Here is a 14997-nt window from a genome sequence, read left to right as displayed (position 1 = left end):
CACCTTCTTTCATCAATAATATATATTGTTAATTATCTCAAATTACGTTGCATTACGCCACTTTGTACTTTTTTAAGCAAAAAAAACTGTAGATCGCTGTCTCATCTACAGTTCCTCCTGTCACATGCTAGATTGTTCAATGCTTCGTTCGACCATCGCCCAGTACTCCGGCGGGTGCGGGACGAAGCGGTTCCGCCCGAAACGTTCACCCTCGATGCTGACGACTTCCGTTGTCGTTTCGTCACCTAACGTAGCAAATGCGTCGAATGAAAAAGCGACCAGCCGTTTGACTTCAGTCGCTTGTAAATGATAGTCAGAAATGGCTTGGTTCGATTCCGTCAAAAAGACCTGAGTCCGCTCGCGATCAATGAATCCCGGCAACGTCAGTTCTTCTAGAAAAATACCAACGTGCTCCAACTGATCCATCGCCCGGACGAGTCCGAGCTCTTCTTCGAGTTCACGAACACCATCAGCAACGGTTTCACCGGCAAGTAAATGTCCTGCCGCTGTAATATCGAGACAATTTGGAAAATCCTTTTTTCCAGTCGCCCGTTCTTGAAGAAGAACGATTCGTTGCTCTCGATTCACGACGAAGCAGTGGAACGTCTCATGCCATAACCCTTCAGCATGTACCCGGTTTCGTGACGCCGTGAATAATGGATGCCCGGCCTGATCCGTGACCATGATTAACTCCTGTTCACTCATCCCAGCACCTTAGAGGCTTGATAGAAGCGCTCGCCTACCGTATACAGCTCTGCAATCAAGAAGACGATCGCAATCCAGATGATTGCACTTGGGAATAACAGCATTGCCGTTAAAAACAAGAACCCCTCTGTCCGTTCAACGAGACCCGGCTGGTATTGGAAGGACTTGATGCCATAATTTTCACTGACTGCCCCAATCGCGAGAAACATCGTCATACCGATGACAAAGGACGCAATTAAAAAGAGCATGACGATTTGTGTTTCCGGAAAACGAAGCGCAATCCCGATCAGCACGGACAACTCGACGATTCGATCTAGTACAAGATCAAGAATCGTTCCAATCGCTGTCGGTTTTTCGCGACGTGCCATCGTCCCATCGACGACATCAAGCATTCCAGAAATCCACAATAAGAGAATCGCAATTCCCATCATGTCATTGTAGACGAAGAATCCTGTTGCCCCTCCGATGATGCCGGAAATGATTGTGACTTGATTCGCCGACAGACCAAGCTTTTTCAAACCGGTCGCCGCTTGGTCGAACACAGGTTGGACCATCTTTCGTGCTCGTGTATCTAACATATTAGTCCTCCTTTCTGACGACATAAACAGTCGTCGCTTCGTCGAACGCTCTTCTTGTCTGAATGACGAGTCGCTCGCCGGTTGCCCGTTCGACTTCATAGAACCGAACACCATATTGGATTAATTCTTTCGTAATCGTAACACGTTCATTCGTTTGATTCGTCGGTCTTAAGACCAACTCGATCGCAGACAGCGGATACCATGTCCCGTCTAAGGCAAGACCATCTCCAAAAAACGGACTCGTCTCGCTTAAAGCAACAGGTCGCCCTTGCTCGATAATGCGTCCTGCCTGCATGACATACACATAGTCCGCCATTGCCATCGCTTCTTCGCGATCATGTGTGACAAGCAACGTCGTCACGCCTTGTTGCTCCGTCAGGCGACGAATCAACGTCCGTAATTCACGCCTCCGCGGCAAATCGAGGCTTGAAAACGGCTCGTCTAATAATAAAAAGTTCGGTTGACTCGCAAGGGCACGTGCTAAGCTCGCACGTTGTTGCTCGCCTCCCGACAGTTGATGGACAAAGTCCGCTTCACGTCCCGGTAACCCGACGCGGTCGAGCCACTCCGAGACTTGTCGGGCGTCCCCTCGCATGCCAAGGCGGATATTCTGCCCGATCGTGAGATGGGGAAACAGTAGCGGTCGTTGAAACAGCATCGTCACTCCGCGTTTACTCGGGACTGTTTTCGTAACGTCACGCTCTCCGAAGTGAATCGTTCCACCTGAGACCTTTTCTAATCCGGCAATCAAGCGCAGTAACGTCGTCTTCCCGCTTCCACTCGGTCCGACAAGCGCAACGCATTGTCCCGAGGCGATGGTTAGATCGATGTCTTGCAAGACGGTCGTTTTACCGAAACGCTTCATCACTTTATTAATTCTTACGTCCATCTAATAACCTCCGAACCCCTTCTATCCATAAGGTAAAGAACAACATTTGCCCTAGATAAATCAAAAATGGTAACCCGATCAACCAAATCGTCGCTTCTTTAGCCGCATCAACCGCATTCCCAGAGTAAAGGGGGAAGACTTCAAGTGCGAGCATCCGAACGACGCCACCGCCGATGAGCACGACGAGTGCATACTGACTAAGTGTGATGACGGTGACGAGCAATGTCACCGATTGTAATGTCGGACGAAGCAACGGTCCGACTAAAAAGAAAAATCGCTTCAAGCGGTTTGCCTCAACAAGGACCGTCTGTTCGAGTAGTTGTTCACCGAGCGCCTGAAATCCGTTCGTATAAAGGCGGACCGTGTACGGAAGTGTCGGTAACAAAAGGACGAGTAACACGCCAAGGAATTGATCAGCCAAACCTAAACGGATCCACGTCAAATAAAGACCGAATGAGAGCAATAATACAGGTAAAAACAGTGGCAGACTAATCAACAACTCAGCCAGTTGAATGATTCGTCCCGTCTGAAAGGCAATGGCTTTCCCTGCCGCATAACCAATTACGTGGTTCAAAAACGTCACTGCTGCAATCATGAAGAGCGTCGTCGTCAACGTCTCGACGATTCGCGGATTTAGAGAAAATGATTTCGGAATGATTCCCAGCAGCGGTGCAACGACGAGACAAGCGATCAATAGCGTAACGATTCGTTGCTTCATTCAATCCGCCCCTTACTGATTCGCTCTGTGATCGGTCGAATCCACCACGTGAAGACGGCTAACATCATGAAGAGCAACGTCGTCAAGACGACACTGATGGCAAAAGCCGTTGGTTGTTGCGATAGGTCTCCTTGCGTATATAAATCAAATACATATACACCAATCATTTTCGGATACGTCACACCAAGCAATGCCGGCACTTCGTAGGCAAATAGAACAAATGCAAAAACGATGAAGCTAGCTTCAAGTGCCGGAAACAAAATAAAAACACCTTTTCCATGCCAAAATCGGCGAATCCTAGATAATCCAAGCAGTTGCCCCAATTCCTCATACCGGTGATCAAGCCGTCGAAAAACAGGAATGAGATAAAAAAAGATGAACGGTGTTTCTTTATATACGTAAGTCAAGATGATACTGAAATGATTCGTCTCATGCGGACCAATCATCGGTACATTACTGAAGTAGAGAATCGCAAGATATGCTGCACCAAGATGCGGGATAAACAGCGGAAGTGCGAGGATTTGTTCCGCCATCCCCCCTCGCCTTGAGAAAAATTGAGCTAAGCCGAAACCGACCCCTAACGAAAGTAACGTGCTACTCAGTGCGACGTACAGACTTAACACAATGCTTTCAAGAAACACGGTATCGCTTAACAATGCACGATAATCGGCGACTGTCGTCATCGATACACTGATGAACAGTCCATAAAGAACCATTCCAGCAATCAAGAAGACAGCGGGGTAAGGATTACCGCGCCACACGTTCCGGCCAATCCTTTCGAATGATCTCGAAGAATTCCGGGTCGAGCTCCGCTCGGACTTTTCCTTCAAATGCATCTGGTGTCGGTGTCGATTTTGCTGCCGGAACATCCTTAAACGCTTGTTGTTCTACTGACGTCAACGTACTTAAATCAAGACTTGTCCCATCTCCCCAGTAGGTCGCGTCATATTTCTTCAACTGCGCATCTGCCGATAACAATTCGTTGATTGCAACGAGCGCCCCTTTTGGGTTTGGTGCGTTAAATGGAACCGATAAGAAGTGGGTCGACGCAATCGAACCTTCTTCTAAGATGAGCGGACGCGTTTCTTCCGGGAAGGTCCCGGACGCTACTTCCTGTTCGGCCCGGCGTTCATTGAAGCCCATCGTGAATGCGACATCCCCCTTCGCATACAATTGATCGAGCTGAGCGAGCGTCTTCGGATAGGTTTTCCCTTCTTTCCAAAGGTACGGCTTTAAATCGTTTAAATAAGCCCATGTCTTTTTAAAATCGCTTTTCGGGTTCTTCAACGTTTCATTAGATTCGACCCCGTACATGACGTGACGGACAAACGTATTTCCCGTGAAATCCGTCACTTCCGGATAAGTGAATTTTCCTGGGTTTGCTTTGACCCAGTCTTTTAACTCGTTTAAGTCCACCGGTGGTTTGGCAACACTGGCTTGATCATAATGGAACGCAAACTGGACTTTTCCCCAGGCCGCTTCGAGCCCTTCCGTCTTCGTCCCACTATCTGAAGCTTGCGCCGCGGCGTCGACTTGCTTGATGTTCGGTAAGACGCGCGCGATGTCACCATATAACAGACCGTCTTTTTTCGCATTTCGGAAATTATCGCCGTTGATCCAGACGACATCAATCACGCCTGTGTCCTTACCGGCTGTTTTTTCAGCACGCAATTTCTGAATGATATCCGCTGTTTCAATCGGCACACGCTTCAATGTGATTTGATGCTCTTTTTTCAACTTGGGTGCGACGTACTCGTCGATATAGGCATTGATTCCGTCATCTCCACCCCACATGTACATCCGGACCGTCGTTTTCGCTGCTTCCTGTTCAATCATTTTATAGGATGAACCTAGCACTTCGTCCTTTGCCGGCAAGTCAGAAGTTGCGCCACACCCGGCAAGCAACAACCCACCGACAGCGATACCGATTACTTTTTTTAACATTTTCATTCCACCCCATCATTTTTTGTCAAATCCGGACTTACCGAGCCATTCAATCAATCGGGGACAAACGGCATATGCTTTCGCTGAAAGTTCCATCCACCACGGTGCATTGACCTCTCGTTTTTGACGCTCGATCGCTCGGACCACCGTTTTTGCAAGCGACTCTTTCGATAACAAAATCGAGGCGACATTCTTTTCATATTTGCGACTGAGATCGGCGCGAATGAAAAATTCAGTCGCAATCGGTCCCGGATTAACCGTCATCACATGAATTCCTTTTGGTCGTAATTCAAGTCGCAATGCATTTGAGAACTGAAGCAGGCTTGCTTTTGTCATGCAGTAGATGGTCGATTTCGGAGTCGGCAGCTTTCCTGCCTGACTGGCGACATTGACAATCATTCCATTCGGACGCAGGAAAGGTAGACACGCTTTTGTCAACCGAACGGGCGTCAGGACATTGATCCGGTGCATCGATTCAATCGTCTCAATCGAGGTATCCTGCAAGAAACTGAATTCTCCGAATCCGGCATTATTGATCAATACATCAATCATGCCATAGTCGACCTGGATTCGTTCGGCTAAATGCTCCGGTGAATGTTCTAAGTCATAGACGATATAGTCAGCATGCAGCTCTCTTGCTAAGCGTTCGAGCCGATCGGCACGGCGGGCAATCAAAATCAAATTCGCTCCTTGCCGGTTCAAGACGCGCGCTAACGCTTCACCGAGACCGCTTGATGCTCCAGTCAAGACAACCGTTTTATTCATTAGATTCATCCGCTAACTCCCGCTTTCGAATAATAAAGAACCGTATCTCGTTTTTCGACTGTAATTTGACCGCTTGCGACTAAATAATCGAGTCGTGCTTTCATTTCACTCATCACGAGCGGAAACGATTTTTTTAAACGATTGCCGTACGTCAACTGCGCTAACTCAAATAACGTCTGCTCTCCCGTCAGATGTTTCAAAAGTTGCTCACCGCGGGCCTTACGTTGGAGCAATCGTTCTTCAATCAAGGATGGAACGTCACGGATTGTTTCGCCATGACCGGTATAGGCGATCGTGATTCGTTCACCTTGAAGCTTTTCGAGCGAGCGCATATATGCAAGGACAGGGCGTTTTATATCAGACGCATCTCCTGCTTGCGGCTGTTCAAGTAACGGGTTCGGCTCAATCCGTGCCAGTAAATGGTCGGCTGCAAACAATGTCCCGTCTTGACCGAGAATCCCGATCTGGTCGCTTGCGTGTCCCGGTAGCTCAATCACGCGGTATGTACTTGCCGCCGTGATGGAATCCCCTTCTTTTAGGACATAGTCGAGTTGTCCTTTTCCGAGCCATTTGAGGGCCGACAGATAACTCGGTAGCAACGCTCGTATTTCTTTTGGCACCCCGAACGACATCGCTAAGCGTTGCAAAAAGGCATCGCCACTATTCAAGAAGTCCGTATCCTGTTCTAAATAGGGACGAAGTCGTGCGTGCCCGTAAATCGCAATTCCTTTTTCAGAAAAACGATAAGCCATTCCGGCATGATCGGCGTGGTGATGCGTCACGATTACTTTATCGAGTTCTTCGACAGACAAGCCGATTTTCTGCAAACCCTCTTGCATGGCGTGCCAAGCTTCTGCCGTATCCGGTCCACAATCAATCAAAATATTTTCATTGTCCGTTTTGAGGACGTAACAATTGATATCACCGACTGGAAACGGCGTTGGGATCGGTAGCGTGAAGATTTCATCTTTGCTGTTCACTTGGAATCCCCTCATTTCTCTCACTAGTTTCCTTCATTATAGAGAAAAATGAACCCGAGCCGCAAACTTTGTCTGTCACTCTCTTGCATCCCTTCACTAAAGCATACGTAAACCGTCTGGAATTGGATGCAAAAAAAGCGACCTTTCGCAGAATGAAAGGTCGCTCGTTTATTGCAAATTTTATTTTAAATTAAGGACAGTCAGTTTATCACGCGTCATCGAAGCAAGACTTCGTCCGACACCCTGCACACCAAGTCCAGATGATTTAACGCCGATGAATGGGAAGTGGTCTGGGCCACGTTCAGTCCGACCATTAATTTGAACAGAACCTGTTTCAAGGGCATCCGCTACAGCAAAAGCTGAATCAATGTTTTCCGTAAAGACACTTGCTTGAAGACCGTATTCCGATTCGTTCGAGTACGCAATCATCTCTTCGACTGAGCTGACACGAATGATTGGTAAGACGGGTCCGAACGGTTCTTCCCAAGCAACACGCATGTCACGTGTCACGTTGTCGATTAGTGTTGGTTCAATCAAGTTGTTCGTCCGGTTTCCACCAGTAACGATTGTTGCACCTTGATCTTTCGCATCCGTAATCAAGCCCTCCACGTAATCCGCTGATTTTGTATCGATCAATGGAACTACGACACTGTCGTCTTCAGGTGAACCGACCGTTAACTTCGCGATCCGTGTTGTTAATTCGTCAACGAGCGCATCCGCTTGATGATCTAAGACGAATACACGTTTGATCGCTGTGCAGCGTTGTCCAGAATAAGAGAACGCTCCACTGATGATGTGATCCGCTGCTAATGAAAGGTCCGCGTCTTCTAAGACGAGTGCCGGGTCTTTTCCACCGAGTTCAAGTACAAGTGGGATCATCGCTGATTGGCGAGACAAGTGACGTCCCGTCCCTGTACCACCCGTGAAAGTAATCATATCAATTCCTGGATGTGCTGTTAAATAGTCACCGATGACTGATCCCCGACCTGTCACGACGTTAACGAGACCTGACGGAAGACCTGCTGCGACGAGTGCTTCAATCATCAAGATTCCACTGATTGAACCTTGTGTTGCCGGTTTGAAGACAACCGCGTTTCCTGTCATCAACGCCGGTGCAAGTTTTGCTGCCGCTAAATTGACCGGGTAGTTAAATGGTGAAATCGCAAGGACGACGCCGAGTGGCGCTTTTTTGATGACTGCAAGTTTTTTGGCACTCCCACCTGGGAATGAATCGCCTTGCATCATTTGACCGTCAAAACGAAGACCTTCTTCTGCTGTATACCGAATGATTTCCGCAGTCCGCTTCACTTCTTTAACGCCATCTGCACGTCCTTTACCCACTTCACGCATGATGACTTCGCCGATTTCGTCAGCGCGTTTTTCAAGTTCTGTTGCCCATGCATGTAATAGTTCAGCACGTTTGTTTGCTGGTTGTTTCGCCCAAGTCGTTTGTGCCGCTTTTGCTGAAGCAATCGCACGGTCGACTTCTGGTTTCGTCATCGCTTGTACACGACCAACGAGTTCTTCTTTATATGGTGAAGAGATTTCGATTGTCTCTTTTGATTCACTCTCATACCATTGTCCATCCAATAAAAATGTATACGTTGTTTTTGTTGTATTCATTCCACTCTACCTCCATATGTTTTTTCTCTCTGTCACTTCAGTGTGTGGCTGCATAGCTATTGTAAACAATTGGTCAGACAAATGCCAAACATTTTGCTTAACATATTATGAAAGCGATTACAATAGTTTTTTTATTGAATTTGATATGGAATGTTTTACGAAATGTGCCGATAACTAGGCAGAAGTGAATGTGCAGGAACGAAAGGGGATAAATCACGTGTACAATCAACACGATATTTTGTTAGAAGCGGGTACGAATGAATTAGAAATCGTCATTTTCCATTGTGGTCCTTATACATTTGGGATTAACGTCATGAAAGTGCGTGAAATCATCGTTCCGTTACCGATGACACCACTCCCAGGAACACCAGATGCCGTCAAAGGATTAATCGAACTACGCGGTGAAGTCATGACGGTCATCGATTTGCCGACTGTCATCGGTGTAGCCCATGACGAAGCGACGGAAGATCGGTTGATCATCTGTGAGTTCAATGGCGAGAAAAGTGTCCTTCGCGTCGATTCTGTCACGGAGATCAGACGTATCTCGTGGGAACAAATTGATACACCGAACGAACTCGCACGTGGAATCGAAGGATTGACGAACGGCGTCGTCAAGACAGGCGATAAGATGATCATCTTACTCGATTATGAAAAAATCGCACTCGAACTGTCTCGTAAAGACATCTTCGCACGTGAAGAAGGACGTCGCGTCCAACCGCGTGACAGATCGAACAAAACGATTTGGATTGCCGAAGATTCAGAAATGCTCCGGACACTCATCATTGAGACGCTTGAAGAAGCAGGATATCACGGCTTAAAATGGTTCATCAACGGAAAAGATGCATTTGACGCCTTCGAAGCAGGTAGCGATTGTGACTTGTTGATCACAGATATCGAGATGCCGAAAATGGACGGACTTCATTTATCGAAACGCCTTCGTGAAGACGACCGGTATGCCGAACTGCCAATCATCGTCTTCTCTTCCTTGATTTCAGATGATCTTCGCCATAAAGGTGAATCTGTTGGGGTCAATGCACAAATTACAAAACCAGAAATCGGTCGTTTGATCGAAACGGTCGATTCATACGTCTTGTAAGACGTTGTTGACGGTTATATCGGAGCTCACTTTCCAGTGGGCTCCGATTTTTCAATTCACAAAAAAAAAAGAAGCGTCCACGAAATCGTGAACGCCGGTTTACTTTTTTCATCAATTACTTGATCGAGTCCGAATTCTTTCCAATAAAAGCATCCAACCAGACTTTTCTGAACTCCACCATAGATTGATCAATGTTTTGCAAAACCTGATTCGCATTTTCAAGCGAACCCGTTTCTGCTTCTTTTTCAAGTTGTTCGAACTCATCTGCCAAATCGTCCGCCGCGACCGAATAGGAGGCACCTTTAAGTAAATGTGCGATTTTTTCTGTCTGTCCCGGATCATTGTTATTGATCGCTTGCTCTAGTTCAGGAAATTTACGATCAAACTGCGCAATGTATGTTTCACCAATCTTTTGTAAAAATACGTGGTCCCCACCGGCGATTGAACGTAATTCCTCTAACTTCTTTTGATTAAAAAAAGGCATCTGGTTCCCCCCTCTGGTTTCATTTTAACATTAAATGTCGTAAAAAAAAATCTGAGAATCATTTACACGCCCTATCTTCTGTCCCTATAATAAGCAAGTGAAGAGCAGGAGGGATAGACATATGTTGACGATTTATCGAAGTGATGTGACCGGGGCAGTCAACGAAATTCAAGAATTCACGAAAGGTTCTTGGATTCATCTTGTCAATCCGACAAAAGACGAAGCCGACCAAGTCATTGCTGCCACAAAGATTCCTGAGGATTTTATCTATGACCCACTGGACGTTGAGGAAAAACCTCGTTTTGAAAAAGATGATGAAGGGCTCTTGATGATTGTCGATGTTCCGTACATCGAAGAAGAGTCATCGGGACGACGCTACAACACGATCCCGCTCGGTATCATCGTGACGTCGAGGCATTTCATCACCGTCTGTTCGCAACAACTCGACGTGTTGACCTTGTTCTCGAACGGTAAATTACGGACATTCCGGACGAATTATCGTTCACGCTTTGTATTTCAAATTCTTTATAAAGTCAGCTCTTCTTACCTTCGTTTCCTTCGTCAAATCGATCGCCGAATGGACGAACTCGAAGATGAACTTCAACGTTCGATGCGAAATCAAGAAATTTTTCAACTGATGAACTTACAAAAATCCCTCGTCTATTTCATGACGTCACTTAAATCAAACGATGGTGTTCTTGATCGCATCATTAAAACACCGAGTCTCGAGAAACATGAAGACGATGAAGATTTACTAGAAGATGTTTTCGTCGAGCACCGCCAGGCAATGGAGATGGCACAAATCTATAAAGATATCATCAGTTCGACGATGGATACGTTTGGTTCCGTCATCTCGAACAATGTAAACTTCGTCATGAAGTTTTTAGCCTCAATCACGATTGTTATTTCAATCCCGACAATGATTTCCGGAATGTTCGGGATGAACGTCCATGTGCCGTGGGAAGGTGAAGTCATCGGCTTTTGGATTGTCTTTGGGATGATGATTTTCTTCTCCGGACTCGCTGCCTTTATTCTGTGGCGGAGACGCTTTTTCTAGCACAAAAAAACCACTCGCTTTTACATGCTGAAGACGTAGCATGTACAAAAGCGAGTGGCTTTTTTAATTGATTTCGACCGTGACGAGACATAAATCATCGGCCTCATCACTTTGATCGGGCTGAATCAAGTGGTGAATGTTTGGTCCTTGTTGTTCGATCAACTGACGGATCGCACTGATCCCTTCGTCAATCCCTTTGCTATACAGCTCCATGAAACCATCCGTATAGAGGTAGATACATCCAGGAGACGTCAAGTCGATTGTCCGACTCGTATATTGTGAGTCCTCAAACATCCCGACTGGCAATCCTGTGTTCTCGAGGGCGATGATTTGATCCCCCATCCGTAACAAACCAGGTGGGTGTCCCGCATTCGCATAACTAAGTTTCATCTCATCCAAGTCGATGTACAAATAAACGGCAGTAAAATAAATTTCCGTTTCATCCCCTGGGAAAAGGCGGCTCATCTGACGGTTCAGTTCTTCAAGTACTTTTGCCGGATCACCGATGCGATGCACGAGTTCAAACAAGATCGAGCTCATCCCCATCGTAATCAACGCTGACGAGACACCATGGCCCATGACGTCAAACAAGATGATGCCATATTTATTTTGCGAGATGCGGTACCAGGCATACATATCTCCCGCTAGTTTTTTAGAAGGAATATAGGTTGCCATGATTCGAATGTCTTCATCTTCGATATTTGCACTCAAAACACTTTGCTGGAGCTTTTGAGCAAGATCAAAATCTTCTTGTAAGACTTTTTCATATCGTTTCCGTGCATCTATCGCTTGTTTTAATGACATCGCATTTCGAACACGAGCAAGCAATTCCGTTTTTCGAATTGGCTTTGTCGTATAGTCTGATGCTCCCGCATCCAGTCCATCCGCGATGTCCTCTTCATTGGAACGACCGGACACGATGACGATTGGCAGTTCATCTAAACCAAATCGTTTTCGGATCAACCGTGTTGTATCAATCCCACTAATGCCGGGCATCTCTACATCCAGTAATACGACATCTAAGTTGTCGATAAAGGCCGGGTCCTCCATCAATTCGATCGCTTCTTCCCCACTCATCGCTTTTACGACATCGTATCCTTCATTTTCAAGCAGTCGCTCCAAAATCATTAAATTCGTAAATTCGTCATCTACGACTAATATACTCATACCGTCACCTCGTTCCTAAACATGTTAATCTGAACATAGTTTATCACATCATGACCACTTTCGTTTAGACGAACGGACAGTTTTCCGTCATACTAAAAGAGAAGAATGAAAGGAGGAATGGATCATGTGGCTCTATGTTGTTTCCATTCTAATCATCGTGTTTGTCTTAGTTGCTTCAATCATCGTCATTTCAAAAGGCTACGGATATAAAGGCAATCAAGACGATATCGAAATTGACTACGATGAAATCAACCGTAAACTGACTGAAAAGCAGGATGAAGAGAAGCAAAACTAAACAACTTTGACCGTCTGAGACCATTTTAACATCGGTGGTCTTTTTTTGTTGCATGAAAAGTGCATGTTTTCCTTTTTTATGACGAGGGTACATATCTATCATGGTCAACTATTATCTTAAGGGAGTGTCTATTCATGGAACCTAATCTACAAAATGATCCACATGCTGCTCAACAAGAACATCCAAATCGTCAATTCGATCAAGAAGCTTCGTCAGGTCGTCGTGTCAATTTACTTACGGGGATGTTGCTAGGAGCTGTCGTTGGCGGATTGCTTACAATGCTGAGCTCAACGAATCGACAAAACACAAAACAAGGACTTAGCGGCGCAAAAGATTCCGTTTCATCATTAGCATCTACTATTAAAGAAGATCCGTCAGGAAAAGCTTCACAAGTCATCGAACAAGTAAAAAGCGCTTCAGGAATCATTCAAGAAGTCGCTGGTGACGTCCAAAATGTGTATGACAAGGTTAACAATGAACTTGATACCGTCAAATCGGATGCTTCTTCTGTAAAAGATACTGCAACGGAAGCTAAGGGTGACCTGTCTTCAATTAGTGAAAAAGTGGTCGAAGCAAAAGACGTGGCGCTTGGAAAAGAAGAAGCCCCACAAAACAATCAATCAGACAATTCACAGCAAAATAAATAAACCGTTTTATCAAAAACCATCATGCTTCTGGCATGGTGGTTTCTTTAACGTTGTCACAACAATCCATTACTCAAAAAATTTCACGATGATTGCGACACGTTCACGCATACCATATCGTAATACACCAGATAACGGTGTTTTTGCAGGAATCGCATCACTATTCAATCCTACTTTCTTCGCTTCGGTACGAGCACGATACAAATGAAAATCTGACGTCACGATCGAGACTTGATTTTCACCTTTTGGTAATAACGATTTTGAAAAACGTAAATTTTCAGTGGTCGACGTCGATTTGTCTTCGAGCACAAGACGTTTTTCAGAGATTCCTTCGTCAATCATGCCACGGCGCATCGCTTCTGCTTCTGAAATCGCTTCACCCTGCCCCTGCCCACCGCTCAAGATAAAAGTCGTTCGCGGATATTTTTTTCCGTATGCAGCTGCAGCCTGAATCCGGTTTTCCAATATCAGTGACGGTGTTTCCCCTCTGACACCTGCACCGAGGACGATGACAAACGAGTGTTTCCCGTTCGCTGCGGGACGTTTTCCTTCTGCGACAAATAAACCGATACTAAACCAAAAAATGACGAGTCCACCTACGATTCCGGCCACTACAAGCCGATATCTTTTCAAAACTTGTTTGATCCGTTCCATGAGTCATATGATTCCTTTCAGACTGCTATTTTCGATTACATCCGTTTCTACGATGTTTTTCTAAGAAAAGTTTCAATCACAAAACAGGGGCGACTCAAAAATGGGGATGTCTCCCGATTAAAAGGAATCCGGACTTTTTCATGCATACCTCCGGCAAGCACTAAACTATCTTGAACAATAGAAATGACCGATGGTCCCGTGAATCGCGGGAGCAACGGTCATTTGATTAAATGGAGGACGGAAACGTCCGTCACACGGATTGATGTTGGTCCGACTTCTGATTCAGACCCCTTTTGCTAGATTAATTTCCCCAAATTGCTGTCGCATATTCTGGATGATCAATGAATGGATTGCGGTTTTTTTGCCATTTTTCAAAAATGATGTCATTGCGTTTCTTTTCAAATGCATCGACCGGGTCAAGTTTGTTCCACGCTTTTAACGTCGATAATTTTCCGTGAAGTGGGTTTGAGCCATTGTTGACGTTTTCTGACGTCTCTAAGTCGATTTCGCCGCCACCTTCATAACGAACCGCCATATAGAAAATCATCCGCGCGATATCACCTTTGACGCGAGTCGGTGGTTCCCATGAATCACCATCTCGGTTACAATCGCATCCGCTATATTTCGTTCCGCCATTGTCAAAATCAAGGTTCCCACGAGCACTATTGACGACGACGTCTGACGGACGTAAGTGATGCAAGTCTGTCCCTGGTCCCATGCTTGTTCCGAAGTCTCCATGCGATTTTGCCCAGACATGCTCTCGGTTCCATTGACCGACATTCCCACCGTTGCTATTTTTTGAAATGGACTTCCCCGTGTACAATTCGATCACGTTGTTCACATTACCTGGATCTTGATCGGTTTCTTTTAATGCCGTCCAAACCGTGTCATACGAGACTTCCGTATGATTATCGATGATGTCATGCAGTGATGCTTTTAATGCCGCACCCGTTTTCCCTGCTGCCGGCTGATAATAGGCATCGATTGTTGATTGTGACGTTACCGCCTGTGGTCCCGCTACTATCTTTGTTGAATCTGTTTTGGCGATGACCGGCGTGAAGGCAAGTGATCCTAACGCGAGTGTCGCAACAAGTGCCCCACTGATTTTCGACTTCCAGTTCATGCTTTTTCCCCCTCAGGTTAAGTATGGACATGCAATGTCAAACCGTATTACACTCCCATTTTCACATCACTTGTCTTTCTTATGGAAGATGGACGAAAGACCTCTTCTTTTTAGAGGAATCCAGAAATCAGAGTTAGCACAATTGTTCAACGGTTAGAAGGTCCTGTTTTTTAGTGAATCACGAATCAATAAACGATGAATTATTATTTAGAAGAACTATTCTAGAGGCAAAAGTCATGATTATAAAGGATACATAAATAAGGTATGAGGATGAT

The 14997-nt window shown here is 45.7% G+C and carries 17 protein-coding genes; 4 read left to right on the top strand and 13 right to left on the bottom strand.

All coding sequences use genetic code 11. The features are described from left to right. Positions 1-120: 120 nt before the first annotated feature. The 9 genes from KNP96_RS14840 to KNP96_RS14800 form a co-directional block, all read right to left on the bottom strand. Positions 121-684, bottom strand: coding sequence for an NUDIX hydrolase (locus KNP96_RS14840; RefSeq protein ID WP_239456861.1), 564 nt, complete (start codon positions 682-684; stop codon positions 121-123). Between the two features lie 17 nt (positions 685-701). After that, positions 702-1283, bottom strand: coding sequence for a CDP-alcohol phosphatidyltransferase family protein (locus tag KNP96_RS14835; protein WP_029333155.1), 582 nt, complete (start codon positions 1281-1283; stop codon positions 702-704). A 1-nt stretch (position 1284) separates the two neighbouring features. Then, positions 1285-2172, bottom strand: coding sequence for an ABC transporter ATP-binding protein (locus KNP96_RS14830; RefSeq protein WP_214771618.1), 888 nt, complete (start codon positions 2170-2172; stop codon positions 1285-1287). Next, complete coding sequence (locus KNP96_RS14825) at positions 2156-2890, bottom strand: ABC transporter permease subunit (RefSeq protein WP_029333661.1); 735 nt, start codon at positions 2888-2890, stop codon at positions 2156-2158. The genes KNP96_RS14830 and KNP96_RS14825 overlap by 17 nt, the downstream gene beginning before the upstream one ends. Then, positions 2887-3651 carry an ABC transporter permease gene (locus KNP96_RS14820; protein WP_088836681.1) on the bottom strand — a complete coding sequence of 255 codons (765 nt, stop codon included), beginning with the start codon at positions 3649-3651 and terminating at the stop codon, positions 2887-2889. Before KNP96_RS14820 ends, KNP96_RS14825 begins: the two co-directional genes overlap by 4 nt. After that, entirely contained in the window at positions 3638-4834 is a 1197-nt protein-coding gene (locus tag KNP96_RS14815) for an ABC transporter substrate-binding protein (protein ID WP_214771615.1), read from the bottom strand. Before KNP96_RS14815 ends, KNP96_RS14820 begins: the two co-directional genes overlap by 14 nt. A gap of 15 nt (positions 4835-4849) precedes the next feature. Next, a complete protein-coding gene (locus tag KNP96_RS14810) occupies positions 4850-5608 on the bottom strand; it encodes an SDR family NAD(P)-dependent oxidoreductase (RefSeq protein ID WP_214765320.1) in 759 nt (252 codons plus the stop codon). Then, positions 5605-6579: an MBL fold metallo-hydrolase gene (locus tag KNP96_RS14805; protein WP_088836678.1), complete on the bottom strand. Its 975-nt coding sequence runs from the start codon at positions 6577-6579 to the stop codon at positions 5605-5607. Before KNP96_RS14805 ends, KNP96_RS14810 begins: the two co-directional genes overlap by 4 nt. A gap of 180 nt (positions 6580-6759) precedes the next feature. Then, entirely contained in the window at positions 6760-8202 is a 1443-nt protein-coding gene (locus tag KNP96_RS14800) for an NADP-dependent glyceraldehyde-3-phosphate dehydrogenase (protein ID WP_088836677.1), read from the bottom strand. A gap of 217 nt (positions 8203-8419) precedes the next feature. Here KNP96_RS14800 and KNP96_RS14795 point away from each other — a divergent pair, with 217 nt between their 5' ends. Then, complete coding sequence (locus KNP96_RS14795) at positions 8420-9298, top strand: chemotaxis protein CheV (protein WP_088836676.1); 879 nt, start codon at positions 8420-8422, stop codon at positions 9296-9298. Between the two features lie 115 nt (positions 9299-9413). Here KNP96_RS14795 and KNP96_RS14790 read toward each other — a convergent pair whose 3' ends face one another. After that, positions 9414-9782, bottom strand: coding sequence for an Hpt domain-containing protein (locus KNP96_RS14790; protein ID WP_088836675.1), 369 nt, complete (start codon positions 9780-9782; stop codon positions 9414-9416). A 121-nt stretch (positions 9783-9903) separates the two neighbouring features. Between KNP96_RS14790 and KNP96_RS14785 the strand changes: the two genes are divergently transcribed. Continuing rightward, positions 9904-10839, top strand: coding sequence for a magnesium transporter CorA family protein (locus KNP96_RS14785; RefSeq protein ID WP_029333146.1), 936 nt, complete (start codon positions 9904-9906; stop codon positions 10837-10839). A 63-nt stretch (positions 10840-10902) separates the two neighbouring features. Here the strand turns inward: KNP96_RS14785 and KNP96_RS14780 are convergent, their stop codons facing one another. Continuing rightward, complete coding sequence (locus KNP96_RS14780; protein ID WP_088836674.1) at positions 10903-12006, bottom strand: PP2C family protein-serine/threonine phosphatase; 1104 nt, start codon at positions 12004-12006, stop codon at positions 10903-10905. A 124-nt stretch (positions 12007-12130) separates the two neighbouring features. Here KNP96_RS14780 and ytzI point away from each other — a divergent pair, with 124 nt between their 5' ends. Together ytzI and KNP96_RS14770 are read left to right on the top strand one after the other, a co-directional pair. Beyond that, complete coding sequence (ytzI, locus tag KNP96_RS14775) at positions 12131-12301, top strand: YtzI protein (RefSeq protein WP_152638925.1); 171 nt, start codon at positions 12131-12133, stop codon at positions 12299-12301. Between the two features lie 134 nt (positions 12302-12435). Next, positions 12436-12948, top strand: coding sequence for a YtxH domain-containing protein (locus tag KNP96_RS14770; RefSeq protein ID WP_088836673.1), 513 nt, complete (start codon positions 12436-12438; stop codon positions 12946-12948). A 66-nt stretch (positions 12949-13014) separates the two neighbouring features. Here the strand turns inward: KNP96_RS14770 and KNP96_RS14765 are convergent, their stop codons facing one another. Then, positions 13015-13599 (bottom strand): YdcF family protein, encoded by a 585-nt coding sequence (locus KNP96_RS14765; protein ID WP_088836672.1) that lies wholly within the window; start codon positions 13597-13599, stop codon positions 13015-13017. 301 nt (positions 13600-13900) lie between these two features. Beyond that, positions 13901-14722: an endonuclease I family protein gene (locus KNP96_RS14760; protein ID WP_088836671.1), complete on the bottom strand. Its 822-nt coding sequence runs from the start codon at positions 14720-14722 to the stop codon at positions 13901-13903. Positions 14723-14997: the final 275 nt, after the last annotated feature.

Source organism: Exiguobacterium sp. s133 (genome assembly GCF_018618595.1).
In the GTDB taxonomy this organism is placed as follows: Bacteria; Bacillota; Bacilli; order Exiguobacteriales; family Exiguobacteriaceae; genus Exiguobacterium_A; species Exiguobacterium_A oxidotolerans.
The sequence above is the reverse complement of the archived record's forward strand: the minus strand, read 5'-3'. Positions and strand labels throughout refer to the sequence as shown.